The following is a 14172-nucleotide window of genomic DNA, read 5'->3' on the forward strand; positions in this document are numbered from 1 at the left end:
TCCAGTTAATTTCTGGCCGAGGAGCATGAGTGACGTTTTGCAGACTGCGGATGTCGGTCAGGCGTCTTGTCGGGCGTGGCCACGGGTGGGCGGGACAGAATGGCCGGTCCGTCGGGTTGTTTTTCCAGCAGGATCACCGAATGCGGATACGGCATATCGATGCTGGCTTCATCGAGGGCCAGTTTTATACCCGTCACCACCTGGTCACTCACCTTCAGAACATTGGCCTGATGCGACTCCACCCAGAAATAAACCGTCAAGTTTACTGATGAGCCTGCCAGTTCGGAAACGTATACCCAGGGGGAAGGCTCCTTGAGGACGCCGTCAATACGACTCAAAACACCGTGAATGACGCGACGGGCTTGGTCAATCGAATCGGGATAACCAATGCCCACCACAAACTTCACCCGACGTTTATCGTAGGCCGTCCGGACAAGAATCGAGCTGGTATAGACATCCCCGTTTGGCAGAATAACGCGCTCGCCGTCGTAGGTTTTCAACCGGGTCGAGCGCATGTTGATGTCTTCAACGGTGCCTTCGAAACTATTGATCTTAATCTGGTCCCCAACTTTGAACGGGCGACGCCACAGGATAAGCAGGCCCGCAAAGAAGTTCTGGAGAATGTCTTTGAAGGCAAAGCCTATGGCTACGGATGTGATCCCCAATCCGGCGATAATATCGCCCGGCTTAAACGACGGAAAGAAAATGACGCAGGCGACCAGAAAACCCAGAATGGTGACCAGCGTACTCACAATACGGCTGACCAGATTAGCCAGCATATCATCAATAGCGTGGGTTTTAACCGCCACTTTGTTGATAACTTTCCGCAGGAGTTTACCCAGCAGCCAGAACAGTACGAAGACAAAAATGCCAACTAGCAGGTAAGGCAGCCGCTCAGCAGTGCCTTTCAGGAAATCACGAACGGTGCGCCAGAACAGGATCAGGCCACCATTGAGCGTAAATGGGGGTTCATTAACGCGAGGGGGTTGCAGAAAAATCAGTAGGTAAGTCATATCGTTGACACCAGGCGCCCAATGGTTCCTTATCATTACTGGTGGTTCGTCTGTTACTCGTTTGCAGCGGGGGCAGGTAAAACAGGCGTCGGCTTGTAAAACAGAACCAGCGTACCCAATCGCTTATTGGGAGCCGTTACAGGAGCCGAAAGCTCATACACCGCTTTGTTGTTGAAGTAAACGTCTTCCTGCTGAAGCAGATAGCCCGGAAAACGGCTGGCGAACACGATACCTTGGTTTTTCTTATTCGTTGAGAGGGTTACCCTTCCGGCGGGGTCAACCAGCAGCATTTCCTGCACCCCTTTGTTTTGCACCAGCGTATTGAAATACTCGTTGATTTCACCAGGCTTGTTCTGTAGCATAGCGTTTCGAACGGCCCAGACAAAGGTTTTCATCCCAAACATTAACTGCTGTTGATTGGCCAATAGCTGGTTATTCTGAGCGGTTATCCGTATGGTATTGCGTTCGTGGGTAAACTCGTTTTTCAGCGCCCAGTTCCGATAAAGCAAATAAGCGCAACCCATTCCTAAAAGAGTGATTGCGATATAAAGCACATTCTTAGGTTCCAAACTTAGTTTGGATGTCATTGTGGTTTCCGTTGTTGGCTGTTGGGTAGTCATGTCGTCCGTTGAGTCATGAAGCTGAAGTAAAGGCCCCAGGTGGATGGCCTTTACTTCAAGAAACAACGAATGCCTTAGGAAACCCTTAGGGGAAGCTTAGAATTTAGTTAGAAAGGGACGTGCCTGCGTCCGGGTAGAGTGGGAAGTTGGCAATCAGCTGGCAATCCATTGTTTGGCCTCGTCCTTCTGGTCCATTGAAAATTGTTTGGCTTGCAAGTTCGGAATAAGATTGGCGAGGCTGGCCGGTACTGTTGTCCAGCTTTGATCGGCCACTAATGCTGCTTTTTCAAAATCGCCAAGGTGAGTCAGGTCAAACTTCAGATCAGCCAGTACCGCCTTGAGGGATACGGCATCTACATCGTTGTACTCGATGTACACTCTTAGTTTATCATGTCTGTTGCTTTGCTGGTCCAGCACTGAAGACCACTGCTTTATGTCGGCTTCGGTAATCTTACCTGTCATCTGGAAGCCAATAATGTTATCGGCCTGGAATTCAATTGGCTTAATCATATCTGTTGAGTTTTAGGTTCGTGTTGCTTAATGAGTAATCAACCGGGCATCTGCTAAATTGTTGACAGTACAGACCGGTTGATTAGGCTGATTGTCTTAGCCACGGCCTGTATCGTCTAAGTTGTCGATGGTGAGCAAAGCCAGACTAATCGCCTGTTTGCGTTGCCTGTCGGATGAGTCGTCGGTGTTGAGCTGAACGCTGAAGATGTGCTGCAGGTAAAGCACGTGCAGGAATTCTTCCACCGGATTCCAGAGTGCCTTGTCGCCGACACCAGGTAGGGCAGTAGTTTGTTTGGTGCTGTATGGCAGCTCCGTTAACCGAGTTCTGGCAGCTGGATTGTGAAGCGCCTTTGGCTGGTACCGCTCATTGAAGACCCGCTCAACCTCATTTACTACTTACTCGCTGGGGCGGCAAACAGGGGTTGACTTGTGTAATAGGACCAGCGTATCCAATCGCTTATGAAGAGACGATCTGCCAGAGCGTTGCTGACCAATAAGGTCTAGGCGGGCTTGTTGGCCGGATCAACGCCGGATGCCCCAGGTTTGATGCGCCAGGAATCGTCTCGTTGCTCGGCGTTACGTAATTCGCGTTCGAGAAAGTAATTGAGAGCCGTTCTCAATACGGCAATGGCGGCTAACAGACCAATGTCATTCCAGGTTGGTGCAACAGCCGTCTTTAAAATATCGGCGCCTAATTCTAATTCCAAGGCCAGGGCCAGCGAACGACCCAGCGATAGTCGAATTTCTTCTTTGGGAACCGCCAGACTGTGGTCGGTAGCAATCGCCAGTAAAAAACCACCCAGCGCCCGCAGTGATGCGACCGCGATTACGGTGGCGGCCCCGGCTTCTATCCAGCGAGCCGATAGTAAAGTAGCGGCCTTAATAAATTCTTCCATGAGTCTGCTAACGGATTACGACCACGTCTTCCTAAGTTTTGTATACAAATCATGCACTTGTTGTCTTTCATAATCGCTGTCAAGTGTCTGCTCCGAGTAAGTCATCAGTAGAGAAGCCTGTTTACTCAAAATCGATTTGCGATCGTTAGAACAGGCAGCTTCATTGACCAGCGCCAGTGCCCGTAGCAACCGGCGAAAGACGGCGAAGTTGCCTTTCGCATTGATGCGTGGGAGGTCGAATGCCAGCCGGATGTAATCCTCGAAGCTCGAACTTCGCAATAGCACCCGCAGGTGCTGGCCATCGGAACGCAGCCGGGAAGGGAATTCGCGCCGGGCGAGTTGTTCGCCGACAGCCCCCAGGTAATCCACCGCCATTATGGCGGTCGTGGTGTCATTGATGCCTGGCGAGAGCGCTTTCAAGGCAATGTCCACCAACTGCTGAATGCCAAAAGCAACGTCTTGCTCAACATTGCGGTGTCGGCCAATACTCACGTATATCATTAGGTCATTGGGCCAGTCAGCTTCGGCGGGGTCGGGCCGCTCCATGCCGCTACGAACGCTGAAGAGCACCGTGCCTTCACCCACAAAAGCACCCATTTCTTTTTCAATCCGTAGTACAACGTGGTTGTGGCTGGCCCATTTTAACAGACCGTTGGTATTGATCCGTTGCAGGTAGCCCGATTGGCTGGTCTGAACGGGATGCCAGCCCGCCTGTTCATCGGCGTAGTGCAGGGCAGCTTCTGCCTTTTTAGGGTCGTCGATGGGTTCGCCAAACCGGTCAGGAAACAGGTTCTCGATGGCTTTGCTAGTTTCGTGAAAAATATGCTGAACGATGGTGCCTGTCTGCAGGGATTCAGCGATATGGTGGATAAAAAAGATCAGGGCTACTACCCCACCCAGGGCCAGGATCAGACCGATCAGCACGGCCGTAGCAGGAACGAATTTCACTTCATCCGTTCCCCGAATGGTACCCAGCACGATGAGACAGTAGGCAAAAACGCTCACGAAGTAGCCCATGACTACCTGATTGACCCGGTCACGCATAAAGTTACGCAACACGCGGGGCGAGTACTGGCTGCTTACCTGCGTAATGGTGGCCAGCGTCAGGGAAAAAGCCAGCGCAGCTACCGTGAGCATGGAGCTGGAAATAGCCGATAGCATGCCTCTGGCTCCGTCCGCACCTGTTCCAAATAAAAGAGGCAGGCGTTTTTGGCCCTGCCAACTGGTATGCACATCGAACTCAACCAACCCATAGGCCAATCCAAACGATGATAGCACCATCAGGCCGGGTACAAACCAGAGTGATTCCTTAAGTTGTTGCCAATACTGTTGGAGCTGGGTCGTCATTAAGCGTGTCGATTGGGGGTGTTTTACAAACCCGGCATTCGGGAAATGGTTTGCCGATCAGTCGTCTAACAAAGGCATTACTACATGTGGCTTAAAGACAGGGTAGTCGTGGCGAAAAGTGGACCGATGGCCGGCAACGGACAGTTGGCTCTTTTCCAAAGATCCTTTGCGGCACTATTCCTGTGCTGGCGATACGGCCAGCAGCCAGTATAGAGGCAATGGTTGGGCACTAGTCTTCAAAAACAAGATCGCTACCAGAGAACAGTGCCCCGGTAGCGATTCAATCATTACACATATTCAACGATGAAAAAGCATTATTGATTGGCCGTATCTGTTTCGGGAGCGGCAATTTTAGCTAGGTCCTTATTCTCCGGAAAAAACGATAGACCTTTCTGGAGCCACTCGTTTCGGGCGTTTGCATCCTGGGTGACCAGCTCATTGTAGGAAATCAGGTACTTAAAGGCCAGGATCAGATCTTTCTTATAACGATTCCGGTCGTCTGGTTTATCGGCTACCATGTTGATGAACTGCTCAAAGTAGGGCTTCGCTTTGCCCTTTCGTACGGCTTCTTCAGGTGGATACGCATAGTAATTCGCCTTGGCCCGATAGAGCACAGTGGGGGCATAATCGGGTGTGACTTGCTGTGATAAGGCCAGCGCCGAGTCGGCCAGCGCAAAGCGCGTAGTGTCCCGGATCAGCTTGCCCAGGCTATCGTGCTGAAAACCAAGCGTATAATTGCTCATGCCGTAGCGGAATAAATCCTGCCCATCGGCTTTGAAACCGTGTCTAGCGGCCGAGTCGAGCGCGGCAACAGCCTGCGGATGTTTTTTCGACCGGTAATAATATTTAGCCATGGTGCTGTACAGATTCTCCGTTGTATCGAACGGAGCGGCTTTAGCGAGGTTCATTATCCCCAGAGAATCATTGATTGCTTTGAGCGAATCGCTGCCCGGATTGTCGATACCTAAGTAGGCATTACCCAAGTATTTATAATCGTCCGGCATGACTTTGTCCGGCGCTTTTTCCAGAAACGTAGTGATGTTCTGAATGGCCTTTTGCGGTTGTTTCAGAGAGGAATAGGCCCAGCCTTCAATTCGGTAAACAATCGGATTCTGCGCCAGCGCAGTCCGATTGCTGTCGATCATATTGACCGTACGCTGGTAGTCTTTGGCCAGAAAATGAAATTGAGCCTGCCGCAATAGTGTTTCCTGGCGCTTATCCTTTGATACGTCCACATATTGATCAATATAATTGGCGGCTTCTTTGTAGCGGTTGACCAGGAAATATAACTCTGCCAGTTGATTATAGGCCGGTGCATAGGTCGGATTGGCGTCGATGGCTTTTTTGTAATTTTCGACTGCCAGGTTCAGATTCCGTCCCTGCCAGTAAATATCGCCGATTCGCTGGTACACGCGCGAAGCGTTCATGCCCAGTTCAAGGGCGCTTTCATAACGCGATACGGCCGTTCCGGCATCTTTGTTCAGGTAGTGCGCATCGCCCAGGGCAAGCTGAATGGCTGCGTTTTTCTTATCCCGGTCGGCCGCCCGGTTCAGGTAGTCGATGGCTTTGGCAGCATCCACGGCCTTGGGATAAACTGGTTTGATTGAGCCGTTACCGGGGGTTAAGTAACCCGTATACGCTTCACCGATTCGGTACAGAATCTCCGCGTTTTTGCCTTTACTCTTATCGACCAATTCATTAAGCTTTGGTTCTGCATTGGTCTTATCGTTTTTGACCAGATACGTAATGGCCAACCCCGTCTGATTGAGCGGAATACGCTTTTCATCCAACGAGATTCCTTTGTCAAACCACGTGCGGGCCGAGTCTGGCTGGCCGGCCCTCAGATAACCGTAACCAGCGTCGAAATAGGTTTGTGCCGACGGATTCTGTTGCGCATTTTGGGTCAGGATTATTTTGGCTTCGTCAAACCGCCCAAGGTTCATCAGGGTATTCGCATCGGGCGTCGGGGTTTGCGCATAGATGGCTCCCGCGACACCTGAAAAAAGTAAGCATGTGAGTTGCGTTTTCATGTTGTGCTAGGGTTTGTTTCCCCCAGTCCGTTGAGTCTTCTGGAGGAATGCAGGCAATTTATAGCACAGATCTAAGAGAAAACTTAACGATTACTTAGAATTGACTTAGAAAACGACTTGTTACCTCGTATAGCACGAATAACAGGATAAACGAATGGCGATATAATAGGGTAAGCCGTACATGTGCAGGGCCAGCGCGGCCAGTGCAAACCATGAGGGCTACTGAAAAGCCGGTTTCAAAATAAGCCCGCGTACGCTTTGGGCATGACCGTCAGTGGTTTAATGCGAATGTTTCGATAAAACACTTCGGCTGCTTCACTTTGTAACTGAATTTTACCCTTTCTCATGGGCACGTCCTGCCCATCGGAGTTTGTATAGCGAGAGTCTTTCAGGACCATCACTACGTGGCCATTGACGATATGGAGGCTTTTTCCCTCAAAACAGATCAGTTCCAGAGTTGTCCATTCGCCAGCCGGACTTTCGTAGTTTGCTGATCGAAGGCAGTAGGAGTCACTGCCTTTCTTAAAGGTACCAAACGGTTGTTTTTCGTCTGCTACCCGGTTCATAACGCCCTCGGATTGGAAAGAACGGATGTCAATGGCGGAGTTGGCCTGACACCAGAAGTCACCCATATGTCCTTCCATGATCTGAAATTCCTGCGACAGCATCCACGAACGCCAATACTCGACGCCCGCTTCGCCAATCGAATGATAGAGTATGCCCGAATCACGTAATTTATTTTTTCTGGGTTCATATTTTTGGTTACCCCATTTGACCTGAAGGGTTAGGTGGTAATTTTCATAGGACTGGCGGGTAAACAGGCAGCCATACTTCTCCCCGCTTATCCGTAGCACGGGGCCACCCGGTTCATTCAGGACAGAAAAAACATGGGTTTCATCTTTATTATACCCAACAGGTTGCACTGGATTGCCCGACTTATCTTTGGGTATATTTCCATTATAGTCAAGCTTATGGGCATAGCTTATATAGGTTTCCCATTGGGTCAAATCTTTGTCCAGAAGAGGAACCCATTCGTCGGGCTTATGCATGGATGGTAGCAGACAGGTTGCTGCTAAACTGATGATTAACAAAACGAAATTTTTCATAGGCCTGCTTGAGTCAGTAGAGAAACTCATTAAACAGCAGCAAAGCTAGGGTAGGACGATTTTGGATAAATTGTATAAATCCATTCTTTATCGGTATGTTTATACGTGGCCGAAGGCTTATGAAACGATATATACTACATACTCCCTTTAACATTTATCACTTTGAGGCTACGACCTGGTTGCATGCGGTCCATAAGCATACCTACTTTGAGATTATTTTTATACTCAAAGGCGCTGGCATTCATCATATAAACGGCAATCGGTTTGGCTATAGCCAGGGTGATGTGTTTCTGTTAGGGCCGGAAGACTATCACGATTTTGCGATTCATGAGCTAACCGAGTTCTGCTTTATCCGCTTCAATGAGTCGATCCATGATCACCCTGTTGTGGACAAAGACAGCCCCTGGCAACCGATCATAAAAACTTTGCTCACGACTTCTTCCCAAAGTCGTGGTTCCATCGTTGTAGATAAACAGGAGAAGGAAAAACTGCGCCACCTGCTGATGGTTCTGGAAGAAGAGTACGAACGTCACCAGCCACCCTATTTTGCCATTATTCGAGACAGCCTAATGCGAAGTATGTTGATGATCCTGGCTCGAAATCTGTTTGGACAAGCGCCGTCCAGGCCCGTTGTCAACGCTTCGGTGGAAGCAATTCTGATGTATGTTCAGCAACATATCTACCGGCCTAAAGAACTCAGTATCGAGCACTTAGCTGATGTATTTCATTATGCCCCGGCTTACATTAGTCTCTTCTTTAAAAAGCAAACGGGCGAATCCCTAAAGAAGTACATTATCAAACACAGGATTAAACTTATTGAAGCCCGATTGCTGTATAGCCCGTTAACGCTAGCGCAGATTGCCGATGAATTTGGCTACACGGATGAAAGTCACTTTTGTAAGCAGTTCAGGAAGTATACGGGTAATACACCCACCGCTTTCCGCAAACAAACTTGACAAATGCAGGGGCGAGTTGTTCGGAAGCTTCCGCTTTAGCCGGTCCAATCTTATTCTGAAAACCTTACCGGATGAATTATAGGCGTCTGGTTTTTTAGCTGTCAGTCTGTAAAGGGGCCGTGTAGTGCTGCGGCTCGTTGCAGTTTCTCTTACTATTTTTACGTGTCGCATTTCTTCAATACTGGGCGTATGGGCAGTTCTACTTTTGCATAGACGTTTAACACAGAGCGTCATTAAATACTAAGAACAATGCAAAAGTCAATCATTAATCCCTGGCACTGGCAGGACCAGTTAGGCTATGCCCAGGCCGTCGAAATCCCTCAGGCAACCCATACGCTCTACTGTGCTGGACAAGCCGCCATGGATGCGGACGGACGGCCCGTTGAAACTGATATGAGTGGGCAGATTAATTTAAGTTTCGACAACCTGGAAACCGTTTTGCAACAGGCGAATTACTCCCTGGCCAACGTGGTGCGGCTTAATTTTTACACAACATCGCTAGGTCAGTTTTTTGCTGCTTACGGACAGGTTATGGATCGGTTGGCAGCCGTTGGGTGCGCACCGGCCAGTACGCTAACCGAAGTCAATGCCCTGGCTTTTCCGCAGCTCATGGTCGAAATCGAAGCCACAGCGGTAAAATAATCGCAGCTCATGGCTTGCCCACAGACCAGACCTCAAGCGGTAGGATGCATTCGGTGCCCGCTTCGGTGCGCCCATAAACGGGCCACCATCGATGCCGCCCGCAGCCGTCCCCAAACCTTCAATACACCTATCTTCCAAAACAAAAAAAGTCATGTCACAACAACGCTATAACGTGTTTAACCAAATTCACAAAGGCTTACGGGGTATGTTATACGATACGGCCCGCTGTATTCAACAAACCGACTTTGCTCAACCCGAAGCCGAAGCGACGGTCAATCAACTGGAGCAGGTGCTTCGCTTCTTTGACGAGCACGCTGAAAACGAAGACCAGTTTATTCTGCCCAAAATTCGCCAGCACAACGCCCAACTGATCGACGAACTGGAAAAAGACCATGACATCGATCATCGGCTAACGGAGACGTTATTTGAGCACATCAAGGATTGGCGGACCAATCCTTCGGCAATTACCCGAGAAACCATTGGGCAGCGCATCGGCTATGCGTTTAACGAGTTCATCGCCTTTAACCTTTACCACATGAACAAAGAGGAAAACGTGCTGATGTACCTGCTCTGGAAGCATTATTCCGATGCCGAGATTCGCCAGATGGAAGCTCAAATCCTGCAATCGATTCCGTTGCCTACGCTGCTGGCCGAGAGCCGCTGGATGATGCGTTCGATCAACGATAACGAAGTGATCACCTGGTTATTGGGTGTAAAAAAAGAAGCGCCAGCACCCGTCTTCGAGACGTTTCTGGGCATTGCCAGGGATGAACTTCCATCGGAACGGCTGGTAAAGGTCCATGCCGCGCTGGAAACTGTGTAAACGGTTGAAAATATGTCGCTTTTCTTCAATGGTAACTAAGACAGCACCTGTATTTTTGTTTTATCAACGTACCCTACTCAGTATTAGCGAATAACATCGACCAGTATGAGCACAAGCTACCAGGAGTTTAGTCCATCTCCGGCCCTTCAATCCTTCGTGGAATGTTACTGGCTGCACGACTTTAAAACGGAAGGCAGGCTGGAGTCGCCTATCCAGCGCTGTATGCCCTTTGGGGCACTGGAGTTGATTCTGCACCTGGACGATAACCACGCCCACGTGCTGTTCAACGATAGCTGGCAGGAGCTTCCCCAGGCGTTTTTCGTAGGCCTCTACCGCGATACTGTCCAGTGGAAAGCCGTAGGTACCAGCCGTAAGTTTGGGATTCGGCTTAAACCTGAAAGCCTGCTCCAACTGTTCAACGTACCGGTAGCTTCGCTGTTCAATCAGTTCACCGATCTGGAAACGTTTTTAGGCAAAGAAACAAACCGGCTGACGGAGCGTGTGTATGGCCTGCCGGATATCCAGTCGGTTATTGAGGTCGCTGAATCGTTTTTACTGGCCCAGTTCAAAAATTTGAAAGGGGAACGTAATTATCTATACGAGGCTACTCGACTGATTCGGCAGGCAAAGGGCAATGTGTCCATTGAAGCCTTAAGTGAGCATCTGTTTGTTAGTAAGCGGCAATTAGAACGTAGCTTTAAGGATAATTTTGGCACCACGCCCAAGCTCTATCAGCGGATTATTCGCTTCCGAAATGCCTACGAGTCGTTTCAGCAAACGGCTACCACGCCCAACTGGCTGGATGTGTCGTATAACTTAGGCTATTCAGATCAGGCTCACTTCATTCGGGATTTCAAGGAGTTCTCCAATGACGTGCCCACGCTTGTTTACCACGATTCCGATCAGTTTTTCCGCCGGCCTCCTCAACAACGAATGCGCCTAAGGGCCTAACATCCTGCGTAGTTCAGGCTGGTCATCCTCTTGTCTTTATTTTTCTATTTCGGGTCTGCCCGCCCTGGGCTAACTAGACCCTAGGCACCTCTTTACCCAAAATTCACCATATCCATGAAGCAATTGATGTACGGAGCGGCTTTGGCCGCTGCAGGACTGGTTTGTGCCTTTACCAACCGGCATGACACCCCCAGTCAAAAACAGAAGGTGACCACCGTTCACCAACGGCCGACCCAGAACCCCTTACTTAAACGGGGCGAGTACCTGGTGATGACCATGGGCTGTGGCGACTGCCATTCGCCTAAAAAAATGACTCCGCAAGGGCCAGCCCCAGACATGGACCGCTTGCTGTCGGGCTACAACAGCAACGAACCTTTAGGCAGCTTTGATAAGAATATGGTCAAAACAGGGCAGTGGGTACTGTTCAATGGTCAGAATACCGCCTTCATTGGCCCCTGGGGTGTGTCGTTTGCGGCCAACTTAACGCCCGACGCAACGGGTATTGGAAGCTGGTCACTGGCTCAGTTCACCAAAGCCATGCGGCAGGGAAAAGCCAAAGGGCTGGATAATAACCGGCCATTGCTACCCCCGATGCCCTGGCCCAATTACACCCATATGACTGATGACGATATGAAAGCGGTGTTCGCTTATTTGAAATCGCTCAAACCGGTGGCTAATACGGTTCCGGCCCCGATGCCGCCAGCCCCTTGAGGTACACTTACCGATTAGTCTGATGATCACCCTAAAAACCTATTGATGCCCTGCGAAAGCAGGGCATCTGGTTAACAAGTAGCCTTTTACTCAATTCAACAACACGCCTATGTTTACCCGAAAAGTTACCCTAAGCCTATTTTTCGCAGCAGGATTGGTCATTAGCTGCCAGGATCACCGAGACATCGCAGCTATTACACCGACCGCCACTACGTTCGTTACCGGTTTGGTGGCCCCCATTGGCGTCGAAACTGATGCTACTGGACGCGTTTTTGTTACCGAGCAAGGAACCGGCCAACAGGATGGCCGGGTATCCGAAATTACCCCCGATGGCCAGGTTCATCCGGTGATTACCGGCCTGTACTCGTTCAAACGGCCGGACAACGAACTGGATGCTACCGACCACCTCCTGATTGCCAATGGTGTGCTTTATGTACTGAATGCAAAAGGGCTCTATACCCTGAACCTGGCATCGGTCAAAACGGGTGATCCAGCCATTTCGGCCACCACCTTAACGCCAGAACCAATCCAGCAGTTTGTGATCAATCAGAATCTTAAGAATGATACGGGTGAATCACACTTGTACAGCATGACCCTTGGGCCGGATGGGGCCCTTTACTTTGCAGATGCGGCTGCCAATGCGATCGTTCGCCGGTCTCCGGCTGGGCAGTTGAGCATCGTTACGGAGGTGCTAGGCATTCAGAATCCGAACCCCGCTGGTCCGCCACCGGGTCCACCGGTCATCGAATCCGTACCAACGGGCATCACCTACGATGGGAAGCAGTTTGCCATCAGTACGTTGTTAGGTTTTCCGTTCCCGGCTGGCAAAGCCTTGCTATACCGGATGGATCTGGCCGGAAATCTGAGTGTGTTTCAGCAGGCATTCAATAGCCTGGTGGATGTAGAGAACGATGGCAGCGGGAACTACCTCGTACTGGAACATGCGGTATTCGGACCAACCGGCTTTACTGCCAACACGGGGCGCTTAGTACGGGCCCGAGGAACCACCAGCGATGTATTGCTTGACAAGCTGAATCTGCCAACGGATCTCAAAGTGGTCAACAACCATACGGCTTACCTGACCAGCTTAGGGGATGGTAGCCTGATGAAAATCACGTTTTAAGCGTTTGTTCCATCTATTTCGCCCCAATTTTTACAACAACAAGAGCTAATGAACTTACGTAATTCTTTTTTTATTGTCTGGACACTACTCGCCAGTGCGACGGGCTGTAAACAACAACTCGATGTTGTGTCACCTACATCCCCTGTTACATCCACTGACCCTTCAGGTACAGAATCAGGTGCTGTTACCGAGATAGGTCAACCACAGGGAACATCAAGCAGTCAACTCATCGGACCTCAGGGTGGAACGGTTCGCTCAACGGATGGCGCTGTTGACTTAGTCATCCCAGCTGGTGCGCTCACGACAGCCACCACCATTACTATTCAACCAATTACAAATCAAGCTCCGAATGGAGTAGGGCTAGCGTATCGATTTTCACCGGATGGCACCCAATTTGCCAAAGCGGCTCACTTAACATTCCACTATGATGCGGGCCAGGTGGCTGTTAATGATCCGGATATGCTGGCCGCCGGTTTTCAGCAAACCGATCGGCGGTGGCAACGGGCATCGGATATAATTGTTGACACGACGAACCGATTGATTTCAGTGGCGATGCCTCACTTCAGCGATTGGACGGCTTATGAACTGGAACGCCTTGAAGACCTTGACCTGGAAGGAGGGCCCGATAAAGGTAAGACCCTGGATTTTGGCCAGTCAGCTACTATAAACGTGACTGAAGCGTTCTTGATTGCGCCATTGACCGAAACCAAACACGAAACGTTTAAGGTAAAAGACATCGTCTGGTCGGTTGTGGGTGGGGAGGCTAACGGCAAACTAGTGACCAAAACAGCAGGCCTTCAGGTAACCTATACCGCCCCCGCTAAGTATCCGCCCCAAAATCCAGTTACCGTTCAAGCGGAGATTACATTTAAGAACAGCGCCAAGAAAGTGTTTTTACGAAAACGCATCTTAATTGGGTCTGACTACTTTACGGGCACATTTGGCGGAGAGCCATTTGAGTGGAGCCAAATCGTTTGCACTAAACGGGGGCAAACGCTGACGCTGACCGGAACGAATGAAGCCTTTACTCAATCATTAAATGTCATTCTGACGCTGCCAAATCCGGATAATCCGCTGGGCGCTTATCCGTATACACAAGGCATGAAGACTGGAGCCGCTGTCGCAGAATTTTCTCCCTCCGTTTCGACGTATGATGGCTATGTTTCCTATACTATAACCTGTGTTCCGGCAAAGTATGTTATTTCTCCTGGTAATGTAATCATTACCGGTTTCGACGAAGTAGACGGGGTGAACTATGTCAGAGGGACGTTGAGCGGTACCTATTACAAATTGAGTGGACCATGTCCGGCCGAAATCATTGGGAAACAGATTCAAGGCGAGTTTCGAACAGCCGTGGCTGAATAACGGTGCTAAAATCAATTTTTTCGTCAACGCAACCAGGGTTAAGCCACCCTGTCTTTTTCAACCAGCAGTCAGGTTCCAC

General features: G+C 50.0%; 15 protein-coding genes. 7 read left to right on the plus strand and 8 right to left on the minus strand.

Annotation, left to right across the window (positions count from 1 at the left end; all coding sequences use genetic code 11):
* Positions 1 to 5 precede the first annotated feature (5 nt).
* The 8 genes from SD10_RS03155 to SD10_RS03185 form a co-directional block, all read right to left on the minus strand.
* Complete coding sequence (locus SD10_RS03155; RefSeq protein WP_082111501.1) at positions 6 to 1013, minus strand: mechanosensitive ion channel family protein; 1008 nt, start codon at positions 1011 to 1013, stop codon at positions 6 to 8.
* Between the two features lie 53 nt (positions 1014 to 1066).
* Positions 1067 to 1633: a hypothetical protein gene (locus SD10_RS03160; RefSeq protein ID WP_046375647.1), complete on the minus strand. Its 567-nt coding sequence runs from the start codon at positions 1631 to 1633 to the stop codon at positions 1067 to 1069.
* A 153-nt stretch (positions 1634 to 1786) separates the two neighbouring features.
* Positions 1787 to 2143 carry a SpoIIAA family protein gene (locus tag SD10_RS03165; protein ID WP_046375648.1) on the minus strand — a complete coding sequence of 119 codons (357 nt, stop codon included), beginning with the start codon at positions 2141 to 2143 and terminating at the stop codon, positions 1787 to 1789.
* Positions 2144 to 2239: 96 nt separating this feature from the next.
* A complete protein-coding gene (locus SD10_RS29610) occupies positions 2240 to 2386 on the minus strand; it encodes a hypothetical protein (protein WP_158500537.1) in 147 nt (48 codons plus the stop codon).
* Positions 2387 to 2643: 257 nt separating this feature from the next.
* Positions 2644 to 3039, minus strand: coding sequence for a DUF1622 domain-containing protein (locus tag SD10_RS03170; protein WP_046375649.1), 396 nt, complete (start codon positions 3037 to 3039; stop codon positions 2644 to 2646).
* Positions 3040 to 3054: 15 nt separating this feature from the next.
* Positions 3055 to 4386, minus strand: a complete 1332-nt coding sequence (locus SD10_RS03175) for a DUF2254 domain-containing protein (protein WP_046375650.1) — start codon at positions 4384 to 4386, stop codon at positions 3055 to 3057.
* Between the two features lie 314 nt (positions 4387 to 4700).
* A complete protein-coding gene (locus tag SD10_RS03180) occupies positions 4701 to 6416 on the minus strand; it encodes a tetratricopeptide repeat protein (RefSeq protein ID WP_046375651.1) in 1716 nt (571 codons plus the stop codon).
* A gap of 236 nt (positions 6417 to 6652) precedes the next feature.
* Positions 6653 to 7522 carry a 3-keto-disaccharide hydrolase gene (locus tag SD10_RS03185; protein ID WP_046375652.1) on the minus strand — a complete coding sequence of 290 codons (870 nt, stop codon included), beginning with the start codon at positions 7520 to 7522 and terminating at the stop codon, positions 6653 to 6655.
* 119 nt (positions 7523 to 7641) lie between these two features.
* Here SD10_RS03185 and SD10_RS03190 point away from each other — a divergent pair, with 119 nt between their 5' ends.
* From SD10_RS03190 to SD10_RS28575, 7 genes are all read left to right on the plus strand, one after another.
* Positions 7642 to 8478, plus strand: coding sequence for a helix-turn-helix domain-containing protein (locus tag SD10_RS03190; RefSeq protein ID WP_046375653.1), 837 nt, complete (start codon positions 7642 to 7644; stop codon positions 8476 to 8478).
* 249 nt (positions 8479 to 8727) lie between these two features.
* Entirely contained in the window at positions 8728 to 9120 is a 393-nt protein-coding gene (locus SD10_RS03195) for a RidA family protein (protein ID WP_046375654.1), read from the plus strand.
* Positions 9121 to 9271: 151 nt separating this feature from the next.
* Positions 9272 to 9943, plus strand: a complete 672-nt coding sequence (locus tag SD10_RS03200; protein ID WP_046375655.1) for a hemerythrin domain-containing protein — start codon at positions 9272 to 9274, stop codon at positions 9941 to 9943.
* A 105-nt stretch (positions 9944 to 10048) separates the two neighbouring features.
* Positions 10049 to 10894, plus strand: a complete 846-nt coding sequence (locus SD10_RS03205; protein ID WP_046375656.1) for a helix-turn-helix transcriptional regulator — start codon at positions 10049 to 10051, stop codon at positions 10892 to 10894.
* A gap of 114 nt (positions 10895 to 11008) precedes the next feature.
* Positions 11009 to 11605, plus strand: a complete 597-nt coding sequence (locus SD10_RS03210; RefSeq protein ID WP_046375657.1) for a c-type cytochrome — start codon at positions 11009 to 11011, stop codon at positions 11603 to 11605.
* 109 nt (positions 11606 to 11714) lie between these two features.
* Entirely contained in the window at positions 11715 to 12728 is a 1014-nt protein-coding gene (locus tag SD10_RS03215) for a ScyD/ScyE family protein (RefSeq protein WP_046375658.1), read from the plus strand.
* A 48-nt stretch (positions 12729 to 12776) separates the two neighbouring features.
* The gene (locus SD10_RS28575) at positions 12777 to 14093 is read left to right on the plus strand and encodes a hypothetical protein (RefSeq protein ID WP_052731058.1); all 1317 of its coding nucleotides are present in this window, start codon (positions 12777 to 12779) and stop codon (positions 14091 to 14093) included.
* Positions 14094 to 14172: the final 79 nt, after the last annotated feature.

It is taken from the genome of Spirosoma radiotolerans (assembly GCF_000974425.1).
GTDB lineage: Bacteria > Bacteroidota > Bacteroidia > Cytophagales > Spirosomataceae > Spirosoma > Spirosoma radiotolerans.

Excerpts from the sequence above, each read along its gene's own strand:
- SD10_RS03155 (WP_082111501.1), bottom strand. The coding sequence starts at position 1,013 with ATGACTTACCTACTGATTTTTCTGCAACCCCCTCGCGTTAATGAACCC.
- SD10_RS03160 (WP_046375647.1), bottom strand. The coding sequence starts at position 1,633 with ATGACTACCCAACAGCCAACAACGGAAACCACAATGACATCCAAACTA.
- SD10_RS03165 (WP_046375648.1), bottom strand. The coding sequence starts at position 2,143 with ATGATTAAGCCAATTGAATTCCAGGCCGATAACATTATTGGCTTCCAG.
- SD10_RS03170 (WP_046375649.1), bottom strand. The coding sequence starts at position 3,039 with ATGGAAGAATTTATTAAGGCCGCTACTTTACTATCGGCTCGCTGGATA.
- SD10_RS03175 (WP_046375650.1), bottom strand. The coding sequence starts at position 4,386 with ATGACGACCCAGCTCCAACAGTATTGGCAACAACTTAAGGAATCACTC.
- SD10_RS03180 (WP_046375651.1), bottom strand. The coding sequence starts at position 6,416 with ATGAAAACGCAACTCACATGCTTACTTTTTTCAGGTGTCGCGGGAGCC.
- SD10_RS03185 (WP_046375652.1), bottom strand. The coding sequence starts at position 7,522 with ATGAAAAATTTCGTTTTGTTAATCATCAGTTTAGCAGCAACCTGTCTG.
- SD10_RS03190 (WP_046375653.1), top strand. The coding sequence starts at position 7,642 with ATGAAACGATATATACTACATACTCCCTTTAACATTTATCACTTTGAG.
- SD10_RS03195 (WP_046375654.1), top strand. The coding sequence starts at position 8,728 with ATGCAAAAGTCAATCATTAATCCCTGGCACTGGCAGGACCAGTTAGGC.
- SD10_RS03200 (WP_046375655.1), top strand. The coding sequence starts at position 9,272 with ATGTCACAACAACGCTATAACGTGTTTAACCAAATTCACAAAGGCTTA.
- SD10_RS03205 (WP_046375656.1), top strand. The coding sequence starts at position 10,049 with ATGAGCACAAGCTACCAGGAGTTTAGTCCATCTCCGGCCCTTCAATCC.
- SD10_RS03210 (WP_046375657.1), top strand. The coding sequence starts at position 11,009 with ATGAAGCAATTGATGTACGGAGCGGCTTTGGCCGCTGCAGGACTGGTT.
- SD10_RS03215 (WP_046375658.1), top strand. The coding sequence starts at position 11,715 with ATGTTTACCCGAAAAGTTACCCTAAGCCTATTTTTCGCAGCAGGATTG.
- SD10_RS28575 (WP_052731058.1), top strand. The coding sequence starts at position 12,777 with ATGAACTTACGTAATTCTTTTTTTATTGTCTGGACACTACTCGCCAGT.